This window comes from Corynebacterium sp. HMSC036D02, from assembly GCF_001836165.1.
In the GTDB taxonomy this organism is placed as follows: Bacteria; Actinomycetota; Actinomycetes; order Mycobacteriales; family Mycobacteriaceae; genus Corynebacterium.
Window position 1 is genome coordinate 24,830 of the sequence record NZ_KV827706.1, and the last position, 18,217, is coordinate 43,046.

General features: G+C 60.1%; 15 protein-coding genes. 7 read left to right on the plus strand and 8 right to left on the minus strand.

What is annotated here, in order from left to right:
* The first annotated feature begins 716 nt into the window (after nucleotides 1–716).
* The 6 genes from HMPREF2743_RS10920 (at nucleotide 717) to HMPREF2743_RS10945 (ending at nucleotide 7,211) form a co-directional block, all read left to right on the plus strand.
* Nucleotides 717–2,567, plus strand: coding sequence for an HtaA domain-containing protein (locus tag HMPREF2743_RS10920; protein WP_070744666.1), 1,851 nt, complete (start codon nucleotides 717–719; stop codon nucleotides 2,565–2,567).
* Between the two features lie 10 nt (nucleotides 2,568–2,577).
* Nucleotides 2,578–3,624, plus strand: coding sequence for a heme/hemin ABC transporter substrate-binding protein (locus HMPREF2743_RS10925; RefSeq protein WP_070526568.1), 1,047 nt, complete (start codon nucleotides 2,578–2,580; stop codon nucleotides 3,622–3,624).
* Nucleotides 3,605–4,648 carry a FecCD family ABC transporter permease gene (locus HMPREF2743_RS10930; RefSeq protein WP_070526571.1) on the plus strand — a complete coding sequence of 348 codons (1,044 nt, stop codon included), beginning with the start codon at nucleotides 3,605–3,607 and terminating at the stop codon, nucleotides 4,646–4,648. The genes HMPREF2743_RS10925 and HMPREF2743_RS10930 overlap by 20 nt, the downstream gene beginning before the upstream one ends.
* Nucleotides 4,648–5,442, plus strand: a complete 795-nt coding sequence (locus HMPREF2743_RS10935) for an ABC transporter ATP-binding protein (RefSeq protein WP_070526572.1) — start codon at nucleotides 4,648–4,650, stop codon at nucleotides 5,440–5,442. The genes HMPREF2743_RS10930 and HMPREF2743_RS10935 overlap by 1 nt, the downstream gene beginning before the upstream one ends.
* Nucleotides 5,435–6,400: an HtaA domain-containing protein gene (locus tag HMPREF2743_RS10940; RefSeq protein WP_070526575.1), complete on the plus strand. Its 966-nt coding sequence runs from the start codon at nucleotides 5,435–5,437 to the stop codon at nucleotides 6,398–6,400. The genes HMPREF2743_RS10935 and HMPREF2743_RS10940 overlap by 8 nt, the downstream gene beginning before the upstream one ends.
* Before the next feature lie 169 nt (nucleotides 6,401–6,569).
* Nucleotides 6,570–7,211, plus strand: coding sequence for a biliverdin-producing heme oxygenase (locus HMPREF2743_RS10945; protein WP_070818806.1), 642 nt, complete (start codon nucleotides 6,570–6,572; stop codon nucleotides 7,209–7,211).
* Between the two features lie 177 nt (nucleotides 7,212–7,388).
* Here the strand turns inward: HMPREF2743_RS10945 and glnA are convergent, their stop codons facing one another.
* Nucleotides 7,389–8,822, minus strand: coding sequence for a type I glutamate--ammonia ligase (gene glnA / locus HMPREF2743_RS10950; RefSeq protein WP_070526582.1), 1,434 nt, complete (start codon nucleotides 8,820–8,822; stop codon nucleotides 7,389–7,391).
* A gap of 129 nt (nucleotides 8,823–8,951) precedes the next feature.
* Between glnA and HMPREF2743_RS10955 the strand changes: the two genes are divergently transcribed.
* A complete protein-coding gene (locus tag HMPREF2743_RS10955; RefSeq protein WP_070526584.1) occupies nucleotides 8,952–9,386 on the plus strand; it encodes an RDD family protein in 435 nt (144 codons plus the stop codon).
* Between the two features lie 265 nt (nucleotides 9,387–9,651).
* Here the strand turns inward: HMPREF2743_RS10955 and HMPREF2743_RS10960 are convergent, their stop codons facing one another.
* From HMPREF2743_RS10960 to HMPREF2743_RS10990, 7 genes are all read right to left on the minus strand, one after another.
* Entirely contained in the window at nucleotides 9,652–10,437 is a 786-nt protein-coding gene (locus HMPREF2743_RS10960; protein WP_070526587.1) for a DUF4191 domain-containing protein, read from the minus strand.
* A 42-nt stretch (nucleotides 10,438–10,479) separates the two neighbouring features.
* On the minus strand, nucleotides 10,480–11,553 hold the full coding sequence (gene lipA, locus HMPREF2743_RS10965; RefSeq protein ID WP_070526590.1) for a lipoyl synthase: 1,074 nt from the start codon (nucleotides 11,551–11,553) through the stop codon (nucleotides 10,480–10,482).
* A gap of 109 nt (nucleotides 11,554–11,662) precedes the next feature.
* Nucleotides 11,663–12,469 carry a lipoyl(octanoyl) transferase LipB gene (gene lipB, locus HMPREF2743_RS10970; protein ID WP_070526593.1) on the minus strand — a complete coding sequence of 269 codons (807 nt, stop codon included), beginning with the start codon at nucleotides 12,467–12,469 and terminating at the stop codon, nucleotides 11,663–11,665.
* Nucleotides 12,470–12,538: 69 nt separating this feature from the next.
* The gene (gene gcvH, locus HMPREF2743_RS10975; protein WP_070526596.1) at nucleotides 12,539–12,931 is read right to left on the minus strand and encodes a glycine cleavage system protein GcvH; all 393 of its coding nucleotides are present in this window, start codon (nucleotides 12,929–12,931) and stop codon (nucleotides 12,539–12,541) included.
* 42 nt (nucleotides 12,932–12,973) lie between these two features.
* Nucleotides 12,974–14,086, minus strand: a complete 1,113-nt coding sequence (gene gcvT / locus HMPREF2743_RS10980) for a glycine cleavage system aminomethyltransferase GcvT (RefSeq protein ID WP_070526600.1) — start codon at nucleotides 14,084–14,086, stop codon at nucleotides 12,974–12,976.
* A 3-nt stretch (nucleotides 14,087–14,089) separates the two neighbouring features.
* Complete coding sequence (gene gcvP / locus HMPREF2743_RS10985; RefSeq protein ID WP_070526603.1) at nucleotides 14,090–16,957, minus strand: aminomethyl-transferring glycine dehydrogenase; 2,868 nt, start codon at nucleotides 16,955–16,957, stop codon at nucleotides 14,090–14,092.
* A gap of 83 nt (nucleotides 16,958–17,040) precedes the next feature.
* On the minus strand, nucleotides 17,041–18,186 hold the full coding sequence (locus tag HMPREF2743_RS10990; protein ID WP_070526606.1) for an MFS transporter: 1,146 nt from the start codon (nucleotides 18,184–18,186) through the stop codon (nucleotides 17,041–17,043).
* Between the last annotated feature and the right edge of the window lie 31 nt (nucleotides 18,187–18,217).

Consider the following 18,217-nt stretch of genomic DNA (forward strand, 5'->3'; position numbering starts at 1 on the left):
TAGCTGTAGTGCCCGCCTACTGTCCCGTTGCTGTGCTGAACTTTGCGGAACCGGCACACCTGTGTGATGGGCAACCCGCACCTAGCTTTTGCTCGTTTCAACGATTTTGCTCTCAGTGCCACGGAACCTTGGTAGGGCTACAGGTTTACATTAGGTCCTACAGGCGCAGCTGAGCGTTGAGCCTGTAGGACCGGCATGTACCACGTCACAGCGGCTGCCAGGATGGCTATTGAGCAAGCACTCCATACGAGAAACTCATCAGGGGTAAACCACCAGGCGGCCACGGCGAGTGCGCCGAGTGCGAACCACAAGACAGGGATGAAGGGGCTAGGTGCCTCCGCCCACGGTTCTTGGGGAAACCGGCTACGTGCTTCAGTTCGGATGCGCCGGGGAGTTTTTCGGGAAAGCGCCCAAACGCAGCCGACAACAAACGCCAGTCCTGCACCGGCGATGAGTAGATCCCCTTTCACGCCGCCGAACATAAACACACCGACGGCGAACGCTAAAGCCGCGCGTTCGGACAGCGTCGGGGGGAACTTTTGGGTCGGATCTACGTCTGGGTAAATGCTCCTGAAGATATCTGTGCGGGGGTGGCTGTGCATGCTGTTTTCTCCCGTTTGGTTGATGTGTTGACAAATCTGTTAATTTAGGTCAGGATTACCTAATCAAGGTAAGCCTAGCCCATAGCCCTATCTGGATGAAACAAGGTTCTCAACATGATTCGCAATCTCTGGCGCTCAGCATGCGGTGTGATGATCGCAGCTCCCCTCGCTCTCGGCGCCGTTCCATTTCTTAACACTGTCCCGGTAGCCCACGCAGAGACTTCCTGCACGTGGTACTGGGGGATCAAGCAATCCTTCCGAAGCTACATCAAGGGCAATATCGCCCGCGGTGGCTGGGGCGCCAGCGGCATCGGCTTTAGCGGTGATGAAAAAGGCAACGGCGCGTTTGTGTTCCAAGCCAGCACGCCCACTGCCTCAGGCGGTATTGTCACGATTCCCTTCCAAGGCACGTTGAACTTCACGGGACATGACGGAGTTCTCGACATGACAATGTCGGATTTCAAGGTCATCGCCTCCGGCGACCAAGCAAAAATCACGGTCGACTACGTTTCCTATGAACTGAACCGAAGTGACTACACCCGCGGTGCCCAGATTAAGGGTGACGACGAGGTCATCGCCACCATTAGTCTGCAAGAGCCCGTCAAGGACAGCGGCACGGCAGTGAACCTAGCAGGATCCACGTCCCTTAGTGCCGGGGGCGTCAAACTTTTCACGGGCTTCTATGAGCAGGGCGAAGAACTCGATCCTTCCTCAGGCACCATTGCATTGGACGGATCCTGTTCTGGCTCCGGCGGCGCAGGCAGCGATGGATCTGGCTCGAAACGCCAGCTGAACTCCATTACCGGAAACTTTACGGGCTTCAACAAGGAAGCCATGGCTATGTTGTCCGAAACCAACGACACCATGAACGGTATCACCACGTTTATGGGCAATACACAGTCCTTCTTGGACGAGTTGGACTCATTCAAGAAGCGGGGCAACACTACCTCGGGGGCATCCGGGGCGTCGGCTAGCACGTCGTCTGGAACCTCCACCTCTGGTAGCACCACTACTTCGGACTTAAGCGGCAACGGCCTTCCAGAAACAGCGGCAGCTGGCAGCGGAAACAGTGGTGGAGCATCAACGGCTAGCGGGTCGAACTCCGGCGCTACGGGTGCGACGGGCTCGGTTGCAGCAGCGTCTGGAGCATCCGGTGCAGCCAACGAAACGTGCCAAGCCACCGGTGTTACCCAAGCGACGGCGCAATGGGGAGTGAAGAAATCATTCCAGTCCTATATCACCGGCTCCATTGCGCAAGGAAAATGGCAGCTCTCGGGCGTCGGCTATAGCAACGGTCGATTCCAGTTTTCCGGGAACTCCGGCGCAGTCAAGGACGGCGCGGGTTCCGTGCGCTACGGCGGAAGCATCCAGTTCACCGGCCACCACGGCAAGCTCGACCTCAATATTGCGAACCTAGAAATCTCCTTCAACGGTAAAACCGGAAAACTAATCGGCGATGTGCGCTCCTCCAACATGGAAGGCGAGAAGAAGGACTTCGGACGCACCGCCATCGCCGACCTGAATTTCACGTCTCTGGATGTGGGAACAGATGCCGTATCGGGCGAAGCAACAGTATCCCTGACTGACGTTGGCTCCAAGGCCTTTGCCGAATTTTACGAGCCTGGAACCCAGCTGGATCCGTTAAGTTTCAACGCCAGCCTGGGCGGAAACGCCGATTGCAACGACACTGTTGGCGGCACTAGTGGTGGCAGCTCGTCCAGTGCGGGAGACAGTGCCGGCTCCGGGTCGAAGGGCAGTGGCGGTGTCAACTCCGAAGCAGTAGACAACGCGCTGGCCAGTGATTCGTCGCAGGGCTATGAAGATGGTTCAAAGAAATTCCAGATCAAGTCCGCGGGCTCCGCGAACGGCACCACCGATGACCCAGTTACCTACCTCCTCCTGTTCATCGCCGGGCTCATTATCGCCGGAGGCTCCACCAGCCGCCTCATTATGAACAACTCCTAGAAAGATCACCGTGAAACTTCTCCTACGTTTCCTTATCCCGCTTCTGTGCATCGTGGGATTGACTGCCTGTGGCGTGCAAGGAAGCTATACAGACCAGCTACCGGACCCGCAGGACCTTTCCGACCCGCGCTCCTTCGAAGGCGTTACTGAGGTCAGTGACTTCGCCGATATCGAGCCCGTAAGCACTAAAGTCCAGCCCGTACTTCCGGTGGAACTTACTGACGCTGATGGTTATGACGTCACCGTCACGGATGTCTCGCGGATTCTGGCGCTGGATATTTATGGGACCTATACCAAAACGCTGAGCGGCTTGGGGCTTGCGGACAACATCGTTGGCCGCACCGTCTCTTCCACTGAACCGAATCTGGCGGATCGTCCCGTCGTGACTGAAGGCGGCCACAATATCAATGTTGAAGCAGTCCTGGAGCTTAATCCGACGCTCGTTATTGTGGACCACTCCATTGGACCCCGTGATGCGATCGATCAGATCCGTGAAGCAGGTGTGACAACTGTGGTCATGGAACCGCAGCGGACCATTGACTCGGTGGGCGAAGACATCATCACGCTGGGTGAAACCGTCGGGCTTCCGGACGAGGCCCGCAAGTTATCAGAGCGCTCCATCAAGGAAATTGATGAGTCGAAGGAAGCCATTAAGACCATTGCCCCCGAGGAGCCAATGCGTATGGCCTTCCTCTACGCCCGTGGGAACGGTGGCGTGTTCTTCATCATGGGGGAGGGGACCGGCGCCCAAGACCTCATCGAAGGAATTGGGGGCATCGACCTCGCTGCGGAGAACAACCTTTCTTATGCCGAACCTGCTAACGCAGAAGCGCTGGCCCGCATCAACCCAGAGGTGATCATCATGATGACCGATGGTTTGAAATCCACTGGCGGAGTCGGCGGGCTACTGGAACGTCCTGGTGTGGCTCAGACCATTGCTGGTCAAAAGCATCGCATCGTCACCATTCCTGACGGCCAGTCCCTGGCCTTCGGCCCCATGACCGGTCAGACATTGGTCAAACTCGCAAAGGCTGTATATGACCCAGACAATGCATAGCGACGTCTTCACACGACGCCGCACTCAGCGGATATCGGTATTCGTATCCTTAGTGGTGCTTGCTGTTCTAGCGGGACTCATCTCGATCGCCCTCGGACAGTATTACGTTGCACTTTCTGATCTGTTCCCGATTCTGGCTTTGGGGCCGGGGCAAGAGTCCCTCACAGCCAGCGTGGTATGGAATATTCGCCTGCCGCGCTTGGTCTTGGGGCTCTTCGTAGGCGCCGCTCTAGGCGTTGCCGGCACGTTGATGCAGGCCATCTTTGCCAATCCTCTGGCGGAGCCATCCATCATCGGAGTGACCTCCGGTGCAGGTGTTGGGGCGTCTGTAGCGATCGTCTTCAACCTCACCTTCGTGGGAACTTTCACTGTGCCAGCGCTGGCTTTCTTGAGCGCACTTTTAGTTACCTTCATCATCTACCAACTTGCACGCCATAACGGTCGCGTCACGGTGGTTCACCTGATCCTCACGGGCATCGCCATTAATGCAGTGTGCAATGCAATCATCTCCTTCATGGTGTACCTAACACCGACTGCCAACCGGGAAGCCATCATCTTTTGGCAGATGGGTTCCTTCAACGGCTCGCAGTGGAAGCACGTATGGGTTGTTCTTCCCATCGTTCTTATCGGTATAGCAGTAGCCCTGCGTTTGGGCAGGCAACTTGACATTCTTGCGCTGGGTGAACGCGCTGCTGTGCACACTGGCGTAGATGTGTCTGTGTTGCGCATTGTGGCAATTGTGGCGTCCGCAGTGCTTACCGCAGCAGCTGTGTCCTTCGCCGGCCTCATCGGCTTTGTTGGGCTCATCGTTCCCCACTTGTTGCGCAGCATCGTAGGACCGCAAAATCATATCCTCATTCCTGCATCCGCCCTGGGCGGCGCGGTGCTAATCGGCTTTGCGGATGTGGCCGCACGAACCTTGATTCCCTTTGCGGACCTCCCAATCGGTATTTTTACCGCCTTAGTTGGCGGACCGACCTTCTTCATCCTGTTGCGCCGCATGATGCGAAAGGGGGTGCACTGATGCTGAACGTGGACAACCTCACCGTCCAAGTCGACGGGGCTACCCTCGTTGACAGCGTGACCTTTAATGCCCGACCAGGCGAGGTTACCGGACTAATTGGCCCGAATGGTGCGGGGAAGTCAACTGTCCTTGGCGCGATCGCGGGTGATATCGACTTCTCCGGTGAAATCAGTGTCGGCGGTTTGTCGCCGAAGACCTCGCCCCGTGAGCTCGCACGCAAACGTGCGGTGATGCTTCAGGATGTCTCGGTGTCCTTTGAATTTCTGGTACGCGATGTTGTCGCGATGGGCCGCCGCCCTTGGCGCGGAACGCCCCACGCCGAACTTGACGAGCAGTTTATCGAAGCCGCCCTTGAAACAGCTGGAGCCGCGCATCTCGCCGGACGCGATATCAGCACGCTTTCCGGTGGTGAACGTGCGCGGGTGGCCTTTGCCCGTGTTCTTGCACAAAATACTCCAATAATCCTGCTGGATGAACCGACAGCGGCCCTCGATATCCGCCACCAAGAACAGTTACTGGGTTCTGTGAAAGCCCTAGCCCGCGAGGCAGGAGTAACCGCACTCGTGGTGCTCCATGACCTGAACGCGGCAGCCGCATATTGCGATCACATCGTGTGCGTCTCATGCGGGGGGATCGCAGCTCAAGGGCGCGTGGCGGAGGTTTTCACCGGTCCCATCTTGTCAGAGGTGTACGGCTGGCCGATCTCCGTCAACGGGCTGCAGGTACAACCACAGCGTGCCACGCCCACAATCAATTCACTTTTCTCGCATCAACTGGAGGACTTCCATGTTTAAAAAAATCCTGGTGACCGCTATCGCAGCGACGGCGATTACTGTGCCGCAGGCAACCGCGGCAGAAGCAGAATCATGCACCATCGAATCCGGCACTATCAACTGGGGTGTTAAGCACTCCTGGCGTTCCTACATTAAGGGGCGAATCGCTAAGGGTGACTGGGAGACGACCGGAACGGTGAAGGAGGACGGCGATCCGACGGGCAGCGATTTCACCTTCGGCTTCGAAGTCGATCCCGCGACGTCCACAGTCTCTGTGGACGAGGCCGGCAATGTCACTGCATCGAAGATCAAGGCCAAGGACTCTTCGATTACTTTCACTGGCCACCACGGAGCGCTGTACTCCAAGATGATTAACCCATTCGTGCAGACCGAAGGTGATAAGGCCCAGCTCGGCTCCGGCTACGAGGCCTACTTTGTTGAAGGCAAACACATGACGCAGTACACCCCGGAGGACCGCGTTGAGGCCAACAAGCGCACAGGTGAAGGGGCGTTCGGGAACGGTAAGGCACAGTGGAGTAAGGACGGGGATACCCTTACGCTTTCTGCTTCCGACGTTATGTACGAGCGGCAGCCCGGAACGAACGATTCTGGTGATGTTGAGGGCGTCGACTACCTGTTCATGGGCATGTACGGTTCCGACTACAACCCGGAGGTGGATAGTGCGCAGGTAACCCTCAAGGTCGCCCCGGGCTGTGGACAGAAGAAGGAAGAAGAAAAGGATTCTTCGGAGGGCGAGAAGCCGCAGAACCCGTCGGACAGCGAGCAGCCGAAGCCCCAGACGCCTTCGGAAGATAAGAACCTTAGCTCGGGTGAGAACTCCTCTTCTATCTCGAAGGTCTCCAACTTCTGGAACTACTTCCTAGGCATTGCGACTGTTGGCAGCATGATCGCAATTCTGTGGCAAGCATTTGTTAAGTCCGGTGCTTTTAACAGTGCGCGTGTCTTCTTTCAGCGATAAACCCTAAGACACACTGCTGACAGTTCAAGAACGACGTAACGGGTGTGGGGTGCCGATGAGAATTGGTGCCCCACACCCACGTCAGCCTAATCCCCTTAATTTTCGATTTTGAGTTTTTCTAACCTCAACTGATTTGTAGTTTTTCTAAATAACACCGTGGAGAAGAACAGTGACTACCACTCTCAATAAACCTTTGTCCGTTGCGTTGCGTGAGGCGACTGCGCGTGCGCATGAGCATGCGGAGAATTCGGCATTCATGCAGCGCCTGTTGTCAGGGGAGCTCAATAAGTCAGCCGTGGCTGATTTGGCCGGCCAACTGTGGTTTGTATATGGAGCTCTCGAGAACGCCGTTCGCAGCGTGGCGACTACTCCCATTGCCGGTGCGGTAGCGGATCCGCGGTTGGAACGTCGTCAAGCACTGGAAGCAGATCTGAAAGTGCTAGTCGGCGAAAACTGGCGTGAGGAGACTCGCATTCTTCCAGCGACGAGGACCTATAGCGCGCGCTTAGAAGAAATAGTGGGCAAGCCAGTAGAAGTGGTAGCCCATCACTACGTGCGCTATCTCGGTGATATTTCCGGTGGGCAGGTGATTGCAGCGCGCCTGGGAGCCCATTACGGAGTACCTCCTGAGGCACTGAACTTCTATGACTTCACGTCGATTGGAAAAATCCCACCTTATCGTGCGGGATACCGCGAGCGCGTGGATAGCCTGGAGCTTACCGTTGAACAGCGTGAAGTCATGCTCTCGGAGGCCGAGCGGGCTTTCAACTTTAATTCGGGTATCTTTGCTGAATTAGGGCGCCTCTATTAGCCGGCGGAACACTCGCCTGCGTGGCCGGTAGCCCCTGTAGTTAGTTTCAGAAGCTGCGCCATTGGGCTCTCGCGTGCCGGGCTCAACATGACACAACCCACGGAATCCGTGAAGGAAACCGTGGGTTGTGTCTTGTCGGAGGGTGCTAAAAGAAGGGGTCAGATACCCACATATCCTTTAGCAGTCGTAGTACATCTCAAATTCCTGCGGGGTCGGGCGCAGGCGGACCGGTGCGATCTCGTTCTCACGTTTGTAGTTGATGTAGGTCTCGATGAGATCCTCGGAGAAGACATCGCCCTCGGTGAGGAACTCGTTGTCTTCCTCAAGTGCTGCGATGGAGGCCTCCAGGGAGGTCGGTGCCTGCGGGATGGAGGCGGCCTCTGCCGGCGGCAGCTCGTAGAGGTCCTTATCCACCGGAGCGTGCGGCTCAATGCGGTTCTTGATGCCATCGAGGCCCGCCATCATCATGGCAGCGAAGCCAAAGTAGGGGTTGCCCGACGGATCCGGCGCACGGAACTCGATGCGCTTGGCCTTCGGGTTGGAACCGGTAATCGGAATACGGATAGCAGCCGAGCGGTTGCGCTGCGAGTACACCAGGTTGATCGGAGCCTCGAATCCCGGAACCAGGCGGTGGTAGGAGTTCAACGTCGGGTTCGTGAACGCCAGCACAGCCGGTGCGTGGGCCAGGATGCCGCCGATGTAGTAGCGAGCCATGTCGGACAGACCGGCGTAGCCGGCCTCATCGTGGAAGAGCGGCTTGCCGTCCTGCCACAGGGACATGTGGGCGTGCATACCGGAACCATTATCGCCGGCCAGCGGCTTCGGCATGAAGGTTACGGACTTCCCGAACTGCTCCGCGGTGTTCTTGATGATGTACTTGAAGGTCTGAATATCATCAGCCGCGTGCAGCAGGGAGTTGAAGCGGTAGTTAATCTCGTTCTGGCCGCTTCCCACCTCGTGGTGGAAGCGCTCGATAACAAAGCCTGCCTTCTGTAGCTGCTCCACCATGGCGTCGCGGACTTCGCCGTGCTTGTCGACGGGTGCCGTAGGGAAGTAGCCGCCCTTCACGCGAGTCTTGAAACCGGTGTTCGGGGTGCCATCGAAGTTGGTCTCAGAACCGCGGTTCCACCAGCCCTCATCGGTATCAACCTCGTAGAAGCCGTTGTGTACGTCGGTGCCGTAGCGAACAGAGTCGAAGATATAGAACTCAGCCTCGGCGCCGAAGTTACAGGTATCTGCGATACCGGTGGAGGCGAGGTACTCCTCAGCCTTGCGGGCGATGTTGCGCGGGTCGCGGCTGAAAGGCTCCAGGGTGAACGGGTCGTGGACGAAGAACTTGATGTTCAGTGTCTTCGCGGTACGGAAAGGATCCACAAAGGCGGTCTTCGGATCCGGCAACAGCGTCATATCGGACTCATCGATGGTGGTGAATCCGCGGATGGAAGAACCATCAAAAGCGAGGCCTTCGGCGGCTGCATCTTCAGTAAATTCCTCGGCCGGAATAGAGAAGTGGTGCTCAGTGCCGGGGACGTCCGTAAACCGGATGTCAACGAACTTGACGTCCTCTTCCTTGATGAATGCGATGACGTCCTGGATTGTCTCAAAGGACACGGTGGTCTCCTGTTGGTTGACGTGTAGTACTCCCGACTAGTTTACAGGTATTGGCTTCGTTACCGGGGTGTCTGGGGCACCTAGAGGTAAATTTTCTGCTTCGCGGAGCCGACAGCTAGATTGGTGAGCATGGCAGATAACAACGACGGCTTTGAGCACGGGCAGTGGCCTGGGCAAACATTGGGCTTGCCTAAGGAGGGCTCAGGCGCTCTGGCTTCTGTAATGCGGCGCACTTTTGGCGTCCTCATTGACTGGATTTTGGCGATGATCATCGCCAACCTTCTCGAACTCGTTACGGATTCGCTCGGCGGTCCAGCTTTCTTGGGCTACGCCGTGTGGGTGGTCATGGGCATCGTGTGCGGTTGGCTCTTCGCCCGCACTCCGGGAATGGCCATTCTCGGCATGGGCGTGGCGCGTCTCGACGTGCCGGGCACTTCTGTCGGTTTGTGGCGGGCGGCGGTCCGTACGCTGTTGACCGCTGTGCTTTTCCCCGCAGCGATGGTTGATGCCGACGGCCGTGGCCTCCACGACCGCGCCACCGGCACCGCCGTCATCATGGCCTAAAGCTTGGTCAGCGCTAGCCGGTCGTATCCACCACAGATGCCCCACAAATGGTTCCCCTGAAAAGGTTTGTTTGGGGGCAAGCAAACCTTCTTCATAACGCTAGATGGTTTACTTGGGGTCAAGTAAACCATCTGAGTAGAACCATCTGACGAAACCTGGTCACGAAGGCTAGGACGGTCCTAAAGCAACGAAGAACCGCAAGGTAAAGAAGGGGTCCCTTCCGAGAATCTCGGGAGGGACCCCTTCTTGTGTGGAACAAGGTAGCTTATTTGCCGCCCTTGCGCTCCTGCATGCGGCGCATGCGGCGGTTCATGCCCGCCATGTTCTGAGCCTGTCGGGGCATCGGGCCCTTGGGCAGACCCGGGGTGGTGCCCGGAAGATCATCCATGGCCTCGATGCGGCGAATGTTCTCGTAGGTTTCGTTCTTGTTGTAGTTGCGCGGCAGCTTCATGATGTGGGTGCGCAGCTTGGACACCGGAACCTCATCCTCGCCATTGCCCACGAAGACCTCGTACACCGGCACGCCGCCAGCCAGGCGGTCGACGCGCTTCTTCAAACGGTTGAGAGTAGGGGCGACGCGCTTGCGGTCACCCTCGACGACGAAAATGACGCCCGAGTTACCAATCACGCGGTGAACCAGATCCTGCTGGCGGGTCGCAGCCACGCCCGGCTTAACCTTCCACACCACACCAACGGTGTTGCGTAGCTGCTGCTCCAAAGCCCAACCGGCGACACCAGGTTGGTCTTCCACCTTCTTGTACATGTCGCGCTCAAGGCGGCGGGTGAACAGGAACATGGCGAGCATCGCGCCAAGACCCAAGCCAATGATGAGCATGAACCACTGGCCGTTGAAGAGCATGCCGATAAGGAAGAAGAGCAAGCCCATGCCCAAGAACGCAGCCAGCATGATGGGGATGAGAGCCTTGTCCTGCTTGCGCTGCATGTTGAACGCTTGCCACATCTGTGACCAGTTCTGCTTGCGCTGGGCGCGCTTTGCTGCGCGCTCCTGCTTCTTCGCTTCCTTCAGCGATGCCTTGTCGTCGTTAGCCATGGCTCCTACTTTAGAGGTCAGAGGGTCAAAAAGAGAATCGAACTAGCGAATAGTGGACGCCGCAGAGTTCGGGTTCGCTGCACCAGTCGGGGTCTTAACCATGCGCGTGGTCACCGGAGTTTCCTCGGAGGGGCCGTACTTCTCCAGAAGCGTGGAGGCCTCCTGGGCGGTAGCACCCTGGGAAGTCTCAGCCAAGTGCTTCAGGTTCTCCGGAAGCTCAAGCCCGCGGGCTTCCATGGCCTGCACGTAGAGGCGGCCAGCGCGGTAGGAGGAGCGGACCAGCGGGCCGGACATGACGCCGCCGAAGCCGAGCTCCTTGGCCAGCTTGGAGTGCTCCACGAATTCCTCCGGGCGCACCCAGCGCTCGATCGGGTGGAAGCGCGGGCCGGGGCGCAGGTACTGGGTGATCGTGATGATGTCGCAGCCTGCCGAGCGCAGGTCGCGCAGTGCTTCCTCAATCTCCTCGGCGGTTTCGCCCATGCCCAGGATGAGGTTGGACTTGGTGATCAAACCGAAGTCGTGGGCCTGGCGGATGACGTCGAGTGAACGCTCATAGCGGAAGGCCGGGCGAATGCGCTTGAAGATGCGCGGTACCGTCTCCAGGTTGTGGGCGAAGACCTCAGGGCGGGCTTCAAAAACCTCTTGGAGCAAATCCGGCTTACCGGAGAAATCCGGGGTGAGGTTCTCCACGCCGGTGTGTGGGTTGAGCTCATGAATCTTGCGCACCACCTCGGCGTAGAGCCAGGCACCCTCGTCGGGCAGATCATCGCGGGTCACGCCGGTGATGGTGGTGTAGTTGAGATCCATCTCCTGGATGTTCTCGGCGACGCGGCGCGGCTCGTCGCGGTCCAGTTCCGCTGGCTTACCGGTAGCGATATCGCAGAAATCACAGCGGCGAGTGCACTTGTCGCCGCCGATGAGGAAGGTAGCCTCGCGCGATTCCCAGCACTCATGAATATTGGGGCAGCCAGCCTCCTGGCACACAGTGTGCAGAGAAGCACCAGACACGCGAGATTTCATGTCCTCATAACCAGGGCCGGTGCGAACCTGGTTGCGGATCCAGCGTGGCTTCTGTTCGATGGGCGACTCCGCATTTTTCTTCTCAATGCGGAGCATCTTGCGTCCTTCAGGCTTAACAGTCACGGAACCTCACTTTACGCGTTAGAGTTAGCTCTTCCTAATACAAGTCCTGCGAGAGCCGGGTTTATTCCACCGAGGGTATCTTCTATTTTCCTTCAGCTGCTTTGCGGGCTTGGCGCGCCTTCTCGTTGGCCACCTTGATGGGATCAGGCGCCGAAGCAAAGGTGTGGTCGGCCACGGTAAGTTCGCCGGAAAGGGCTTTGAGGAGGGCGTCGAGAAGCGGCGCTTCCGCTTCCTGAATGGTGACCTCGCGGCCAAGCTCTAGCGAGAGGGTTGACACGTCGGCATCGTCGATGCCGCAGGCGACGATGTGCTCGTAGTATTCCAGGGTATTGGTGCAATTGAGGGCGAGGCCGTGCATGGTCACGCCGCGGGTAATGCGGATGCCCAGGGCGCCTAGTTTGCGGTCGCGCTTCGGAGCGGCCGGATCGGCGGCGCGGGTGGTGGAGGGGACCCACACGCCAGAGCGGCCATCGATGCGCCCGGCGGTGCTCACGCCGAGTTCACGGACGGCCTGGATGATGGCTTCCTCGAGGCGGCGGACGTAGTCAACGACGTCGACCGGCTCCGCCAGCTTGATAATGGGGTAGACCACCAGCTGGCCCTCACCGTGCCAGGTGATGCGCCCGCCGCGGTCAACGTCAATGACCGGCAGGCCATTATCGGGCATATCTTCCGGCTGGGTGCGCTTGCCGGCGGTGTAGACGTTGGGGTGCTCCACTACGAGGATGACATCCCCCTGCGTGCCCGCCGCCCGCGCCGCGGCGAGCTCGGCCTGCAGATCCCATGCTTCTTGGTAACCCATGCGGCCCAAGCGGCGGATCTCCAGTGGCTCGTCAGAAGCGCGGATGGAGCGGTCGGCGGGAAAGAAAGGTTCGCGGGGAGCAGTCATGAACCCAATCCTAAACCCCGCGATAAATCAGCCCGAAAGGGGCTGAGTGTGCGCTGCTCAAGCGTTGTTTTAGTCAACGCCGTTGGCGGAGGCGTATTCGTCGGCGGTCATCAGCTCGCCGACCTCAGAGACCTCGACCTCGAAGAGCCAGCCCTCACCGAAGGGGTCGTTGTTGATGATGGCGTAGTCATCGTGCACGGCCTCGTTGACGGCGGTCACGGTTCCGGTGACCGGGGAGTAGAGATCAGACACGGACTTGGTGGACTCGACCTCACCACAGGTCTCGCCGTGCTCGACGGTATCGCCCTCGGCCGGCAGCTCGGCGAAGACGACTTCACCCAAGCGGTCAGTGGCCACGGAGGTGATGCCGATGCGGACGGTAGAACCAACGACGGAGTCAGCGGTGGCGTTGATCCACTCGTGGTCCTCGGAGTAGGAAAAATCGGAAGGAAGATTAGCCATGAGAAGGAGTGTCCTTTCGGTAGTTGACTTCAGTAGTGGAGTTTACTTATCGCGCTTGTAGAAGGGCAGCGCGGAAACCTCGAAGGGGTAGCGCTTGCCGCGGATATCCACCTCGACGGCCGCACCCGGCTCGAGGCCAGCTGCGGTATCGATGAGCGCGAGCGCTACTGGGTGTCCCAGGGTAGGGGAGGGCTGGCCGGAGGTCACCGTGCCTACCTTGTTCTCACCCACGTAGACCTCGGAGCCCGCACGGGCCGCGCGGCGCTGGGAAGAGACCAATCCGGTGATAACGGCCTGCGGGCCTTCCTCAGCGCGCTGGCGCAGCACCTCAGAGCCCACGAAGTCCTGCTCCTTCTTGGCAAAGGCGCGGGACATCCCGGCTTCTACCGGGGTGATATCGCGGGTGAGCTCGTTGCCGTAGAGCGGCATGCCCGCCTCCAAGCGCAGGGAGTCGCGCGCTGCCAAGCCGCAGGGCTTAATACCGTATTCCTCGCCGGCCTTGAGCAGCTCTTCCCACAGCTCCGGGGCATCGGAGTTGTAGACGATGAGCTCGAATCCGTCCTCGCCGGTGTAGCCGGTGCGGCAGATAAACGCGTACTTGCGGGCCACCTTGCCGGTCATTGCAGCGTAGTAGGGCAGGTCCATCACGGCCTGCTGCTTGGTGTCCTCCACCAGCGGGACGAGGATCTCCAGCGCCTTCGGGCCCTGGACGGCAATCATGGCTACATCGCGGGACTCATTCTTCAGGTCCACGTCGAAGCCCTCAGCGCGCTCGTTGAGGGCCTCCCACACGGTGTCGGCGTTGCCGGCATTGGGCACGACCAGGAACTTGGTTTCTTCCAGGCGGTAGGTGATGAGGTCATCCATGATGCCGCCATCCTCAGCACAGATCATGGAGTACTTCGCCTTGCCCTCCTTGAGAGGCACCAGGTTGGAAATGAAGCAGTAGGAGAGGAACTCGGCGGCGTCTGGGCCGTTGACCCAGATTTCACCCATGTGGGACAGGTCGAAGAGGCCCGCGGCATTACGCACCGCGCGGTGCTCCTCAAGCTCGTTGTCATACTTCAGCGGCATTTCCCACGGCCCAAAGGGCGTGAAGGTAGCGCCGAGTTTCTCGTGCTCAGCGTGCAGCGGGGAGTGCAGGTAGTCAGTCATTGATTAAACCTCCTGGTTCTCGTCGGAGTAGTCAAAGGCCTCTGGCGGCGGGCAGGTGCACACCAGGTTGCGGTCACCGTAGGCCTCGTCGATGCGGCGTACCGGCGGGAAATACTTATTAGCGCGCAGGGAGGTCACCGGGTAGGCGGCCTGCTGGCGGCTAAAGGCAAAGTTCCACTCGTCGGCGGCGACGGACTCGGCGTTGAACGGTGCATGGTGGATGACGGAGTCCTCGTAGGCCACCTGGCCGTCGATAATCTCCTGGATTTCGGCGCGGATGGAGCGCATAGCCTCGATGAAGCGGTCCAGCTCACCCAGGTCCTCGGACTCGGTGGGCTCCACCATGAGGGTGCCGGCCACTGGGAAGGACAGGGTCGGCGCGTGGAAGCCGTAGTCCACAAGGCGCTTGGCCACATCGGCGGCGGTGACGCCGGAGGCGTCGGTCAGCGCGCGCAGGTCAAAGATGCATTCGTGCGCCACCAGGCCGGCATTGCCCGTGTACAGAACCGGGAAGGAATCCTTGAGGTTCTGCGCCAGGTAGTTCGCGCCGAGGATGGCGTGGCTCGTGGCTTCCGTGAGCCCTTGCGCGCCCACCATGGCCAGGTAGGACCAGGAGATTGGCAGCACGCCGGCTGAGCCGTAGCGCGATGCGGTGGACGGCACGCCGGTTCCCTCCACGGCCGGCTGCGCGGGGTCCAGCTGGGGGTCGTTGGCATCCGTCGGCAGGAAGGGCACCAAGTGCTTGGCGACGCCCACCGGGCCCACACCCGGGCCACCTCCGCCGTGCGGGATGGTGAAGGTCTTGTGCAGGTTGAGGTGGGAAACATCGCCACCAAAGACGCCCGGGCGGGCCCAACCGGCCAGCGCGTTCATGTTCGCGCCGTCGATGTAGACCTGGCCGCCGGCTGCGTGGACCTTGTCGCAGACCTCGCGCACCTCGGGGTCGAAGACACCGTGGGTGGAGGGGTAGGTAATCATGATGCCGGCGACGTGCTCGCCGTGCTGCTTGAGCTTGGCGTCGAGGTCGGCGACGTCAATGGAGCCGTCGTCAGCGGTCTTGACCACGACGACGCGCAGGTTGGCCAGGGTCGCCGAGGCCGCGTTGGTGCCGTGCGCGGAGGCCGGAATGAGGATGACATCGCGGCCGTGATCGCCATTGGCAACGTGGTAGCGGCGGATGGCCAGCAGGCCGGCCAGCTCACCCTGGGAGCCGGCGTTGGGCTGGATGGAAACCTGGGCGTAGCCGGTGATTTCCGCGAGCCAGGACTCGAGCTCGTCGATCAGCGCGCGCCAACCAGCGGTGGTCTCTTCCGGGGCATACGGGTGGATGCCCGCGAACTCCGGCCAGGAGATGGGCTCCATGGCGGAGGTGGGGTTGAGTTTCATCGTGCACGAGCCCAGCGGGATCATCGTGCGGTCGAGGGCCAAGTCCTTATCCGCCAGGGTGCGCAGGTAGCGCAGCATCTGGGTCTCGGAGTGGATGGAGTTGAAGATCTCGTGCTGCAGCGGAGCCTCGGAGCGCTGCACGGAGGACGGAATCTCGAAGGAGCCAGACGCGGCTGGCTCGGAATCAGCGGAGTCTGCGGCGCCGAAGGCAGCGGCCAGGGTGTTGACATCCTCGTTGGTGGCGGACTCGCCGAAGGAGACCGAGACCTTGTCCGTGCCGATGGCGCGCACCAGATAGTCCTGCTCCTGCAGCTGAGCCTTGATGGCAGCGGCATCCACGCCGGTGACGGTCACGGTGTCGAAGAAGTCGCGGGAGATAATCTCCTTGCCCGCGTCGGTGACTGCTGCAGCGAAAGCAGACGCGCGGTCGTGCACGCGCTGCGCAATCTCCTGCAGTCCCTGCGGGCCGTGGTAGACGGCATACATGGAGGCCACGTTGGCCAAGAGAGCCTGCGCGGTACAGATGTTGGAGGTCGCGCGCTCGCGGCGGATATGCTGCTCGCGGGTCTGCAGGGCCAGACGGTAGGCGGGGCGGCCGGCGGCGTCCTTCGACACACCCACGATGCGGCCCGGAAGCTGGCGCTTGAGCTTATCCGTGACGGACATGAAGGCCGCGTGCGGGCCACCAAAGAAGAGCGGGACACCGAAGCGCTGCGAGGAGCCGAGGACGACGTCTGCGCCCATCGAACCCGGAGCCTCCAGAAGGAGCAGCGACAGCGGGTCAGCCACGACGGCAGCTAGGGCGCCGCGGGTGTGCAGCTCCTCGATGGCAGCGCGCGGGTCGACGATATCGCCCTCGGTTCCCGTGTAGGCCAGAACTGCACCGACGAGGTCTTCGCCGACGATGCCATCGCGGACATCAGCAATCTCGACCTCCAGCTCGATGGCGCGGGCGCGCTCGGCGGCCACGGCGAGAGCCTGCGGGTGCAGGCGCGAATCCAACAGCACGCGGCGGCCCTTCTTCACCGCGCGGGCCATCAGACCCACGGCTTCGGCGGTGGCGGAGGCTTCGTCGAGAAGCGAGGCGTTCGCGATGGGCAGTCCGGTGAGGGACTCAATCATGGTCTGGAAGTTCAGCAGTGCCTCGAGGCGGCCCTGCGAGATCTCCGGCTGGTAGGGCGTGTAGGCGGTGTACCAGCCGGCATCCTCCAGCAGCCCGCGGCGAATGACCGCCGGGGTGAGGGTATCGGAGTAACCCTGGCCATAGAAGGACTTCAGCACGACGTTCTGGGAGGCGTACTCGCGCAGCTTCGCCTGCGCATCATCTTCGCTCAAAGCCTCCGGGAGGTTCAGCGCTTCGGTAGCGCGGATGGAGGTCGGCAGGGCGGCATCGACCAGCGCGTCTATGCTGTCATAGCCCACTGCCTTGAGCATCGTCTCACGCTCAGCTGCATCGGGGCCGAGGTGACGAGAGATGAAATCCATATGGTGAATCTCCTTCGTGGCGATAGTTTGTGTGACCTAAACTGCCCACAAGTATAAGGCGTATGCCATGACATTAACCCCGGTTACCCCTTAAAGCGGAGGCGCAGCGCCACGGCAGTCAGCGCCGCGACAGCGAGTCCAATGATGAAGGCGGTGGAATAGCCTGTGACAGGGCCCAAAAGCGAGAGAATGAAGGGGGCAAAGAAGCCCAGATAGGTCAGCGAATAAAACACCCCCGTTGCTGCCCCAAGCTCCGCCGGGTGCGCGATGGCTTGGGTTTCCGCGAGACCGCTGAGCATGCCAATTCCATAGGAGCTGCCCATGATGATGGCCGCGAGAGGCAGAAGGAAAACTGCCCAGTTATATTCCGCCGCGGCGAGGATGACGAGGCACAGGGCCATGCCTATAGCGGCTAGCACCATGCCGTGGAATGCCGTGACGCGAATGCGGCCCGCAAGCTGTTGGATTACCACGCCGCTGCCCATGGTGAGTAGGGCACACAGGCCAGCGATGAGAATGGGGTGGCGCAAGTGCTCGCTGAGCTGCGCGGGCAGGAAGACGAAGGCGGTGGTGGCGGAGCCGAAGACCCACGGTGCATAGGCCACGACCGGTAGGTAGCGGGGGCTAAGCAGGCTGGTGGGGATTAAAGAACGGCGCGATGAAGCCGTTTGGGCAGATCTCTGTTCTGGCACGGTCCACACGAGGGGGACCACGACGAGCGCTAGGCCGATGTGCAAGAGATAAGGAAGGACGGTGGGCCAGGGGAGGAACTCTGCGGCGATACCGGCAACGCCAGGTGCTGACGCGAAGCCAGCTGACAAAGCAATGGAAGAACGCTTCGCACCAACGCTGAGGTGGGTGCTGAGCTCCTTGATCCACGCAGCGCCGGAAGACATAGCGAAACCCACGGCGGCGCCAGCACACAAGCGGCCGATCAACAAGGGGAGAAAGGCGCCGCCTGCACCGCCAAGGAAGACCAAGGAACCAGTGGTGGTGATGAGGACGGCCGGGCGCATGATGGCGCGGCGGCCCAGCGAATCGGAAAGTGGGCCGCCGATGAAGAGAGCCACCATGATGCCGAGGGCATAAATGCCGAAGAGGAAGGTCGTCTGCAGAACTCCCAGCTCGGTGGTGACTTGGTAGACCACGACCATCGGTGCGAAGAGATTAGCGCCGCAGGCGACGAGGAACATGCCGAGTGCGACGCGGAACCACTTCTGAGAAATCATGCGGCACAGTCTAGTGTGCTGAATCACAGTG

Bases quoted from the DNA above. Each gene is read 5' to 3' on its own strand.
- HMPREF2743_RS10990 (WP_070526606.1), bottom strand. From the start codon at position 18,186: ATGATTTCTCAGAAGTGGTTCCGCGTCGCACTCGGCATGTTCCTCGTC.
- HMPREF2743_RS10920 (WP_070744666.1), top strand. From the start codon at position 717: ATGATTCGCAATCTCTGGCGCTCAGCATGCGGTGTGATGATCGCAGCT.
- gcvT (WP_070526600.1), bottom strand. From the start codon at position 14,086: ATGACTGACTACCTGCACTCCCCGCTGCACGCTGAGCACGAGAAACTC.
- gcvP (WP_070526603.1), bottom strand. From the start codon at position 16,957: ATGGATTTCATCTCTCGTCACCTCGGCCCCGATGCAGCTGAGCGTGAG.
- gcvH (WP_070526596.1), bottom strand. From the start codon at position 12,931: ATGGCTAATCTTCCTTCCGATTTTTCCTACTCCGAGGACCACGAGTGG.
- HMPREF2743_RS10960 (WP_070526587.1), bottom strand. From the start codon at position 10,437: ATGGCTAACGACGACAAGGCATCGCTGAAGGAAGCGAAGAAGCAGGAG.
- HMPREF2743_RS10955 (WP_070526584.1), top strand. From the start codon at position 8,952: ATGGCAGATAACAACGACGGCTTTGAGCACGGGCAGTGGCCTGGGCAA.
- lipA (WP_070526590.1), bottom strand. From the start codon at position 11,553: ATGCTCCGCATTGAGAAGAAAAATGCGGAGTCGCCCATCGAACAGAAG.
- lipB (WP_070526593.1), bottom strand. From the start codon at position 12,469: ATGACTGCTCCCCGCGAACCTTTCTTTCCCGCCGACCGCTCCATCCGC.
- HMPREF2743_RS10935 (WP_070526572.1), top strand. From the start codon at position 4,648: ATGCTGAACGTGGACAACCTCACCGTCCAAGTCGACGGGGCTACCCTC.
- HMPREF2743_RS10930 (WP_070526571.1), top strand. From the start codon at position 3,605: ATGACCCAGACAATGCATAGCGACGTCTTCACACGACGCCGCACTCAG.
- HMPREF2743_RS10940 (WP_070526575.1), top strand. From the start codon at position 5,435: ATGTTTAAAAAAATCCTGGTGACCGCTATCGCAGCGACGGCGATTACT.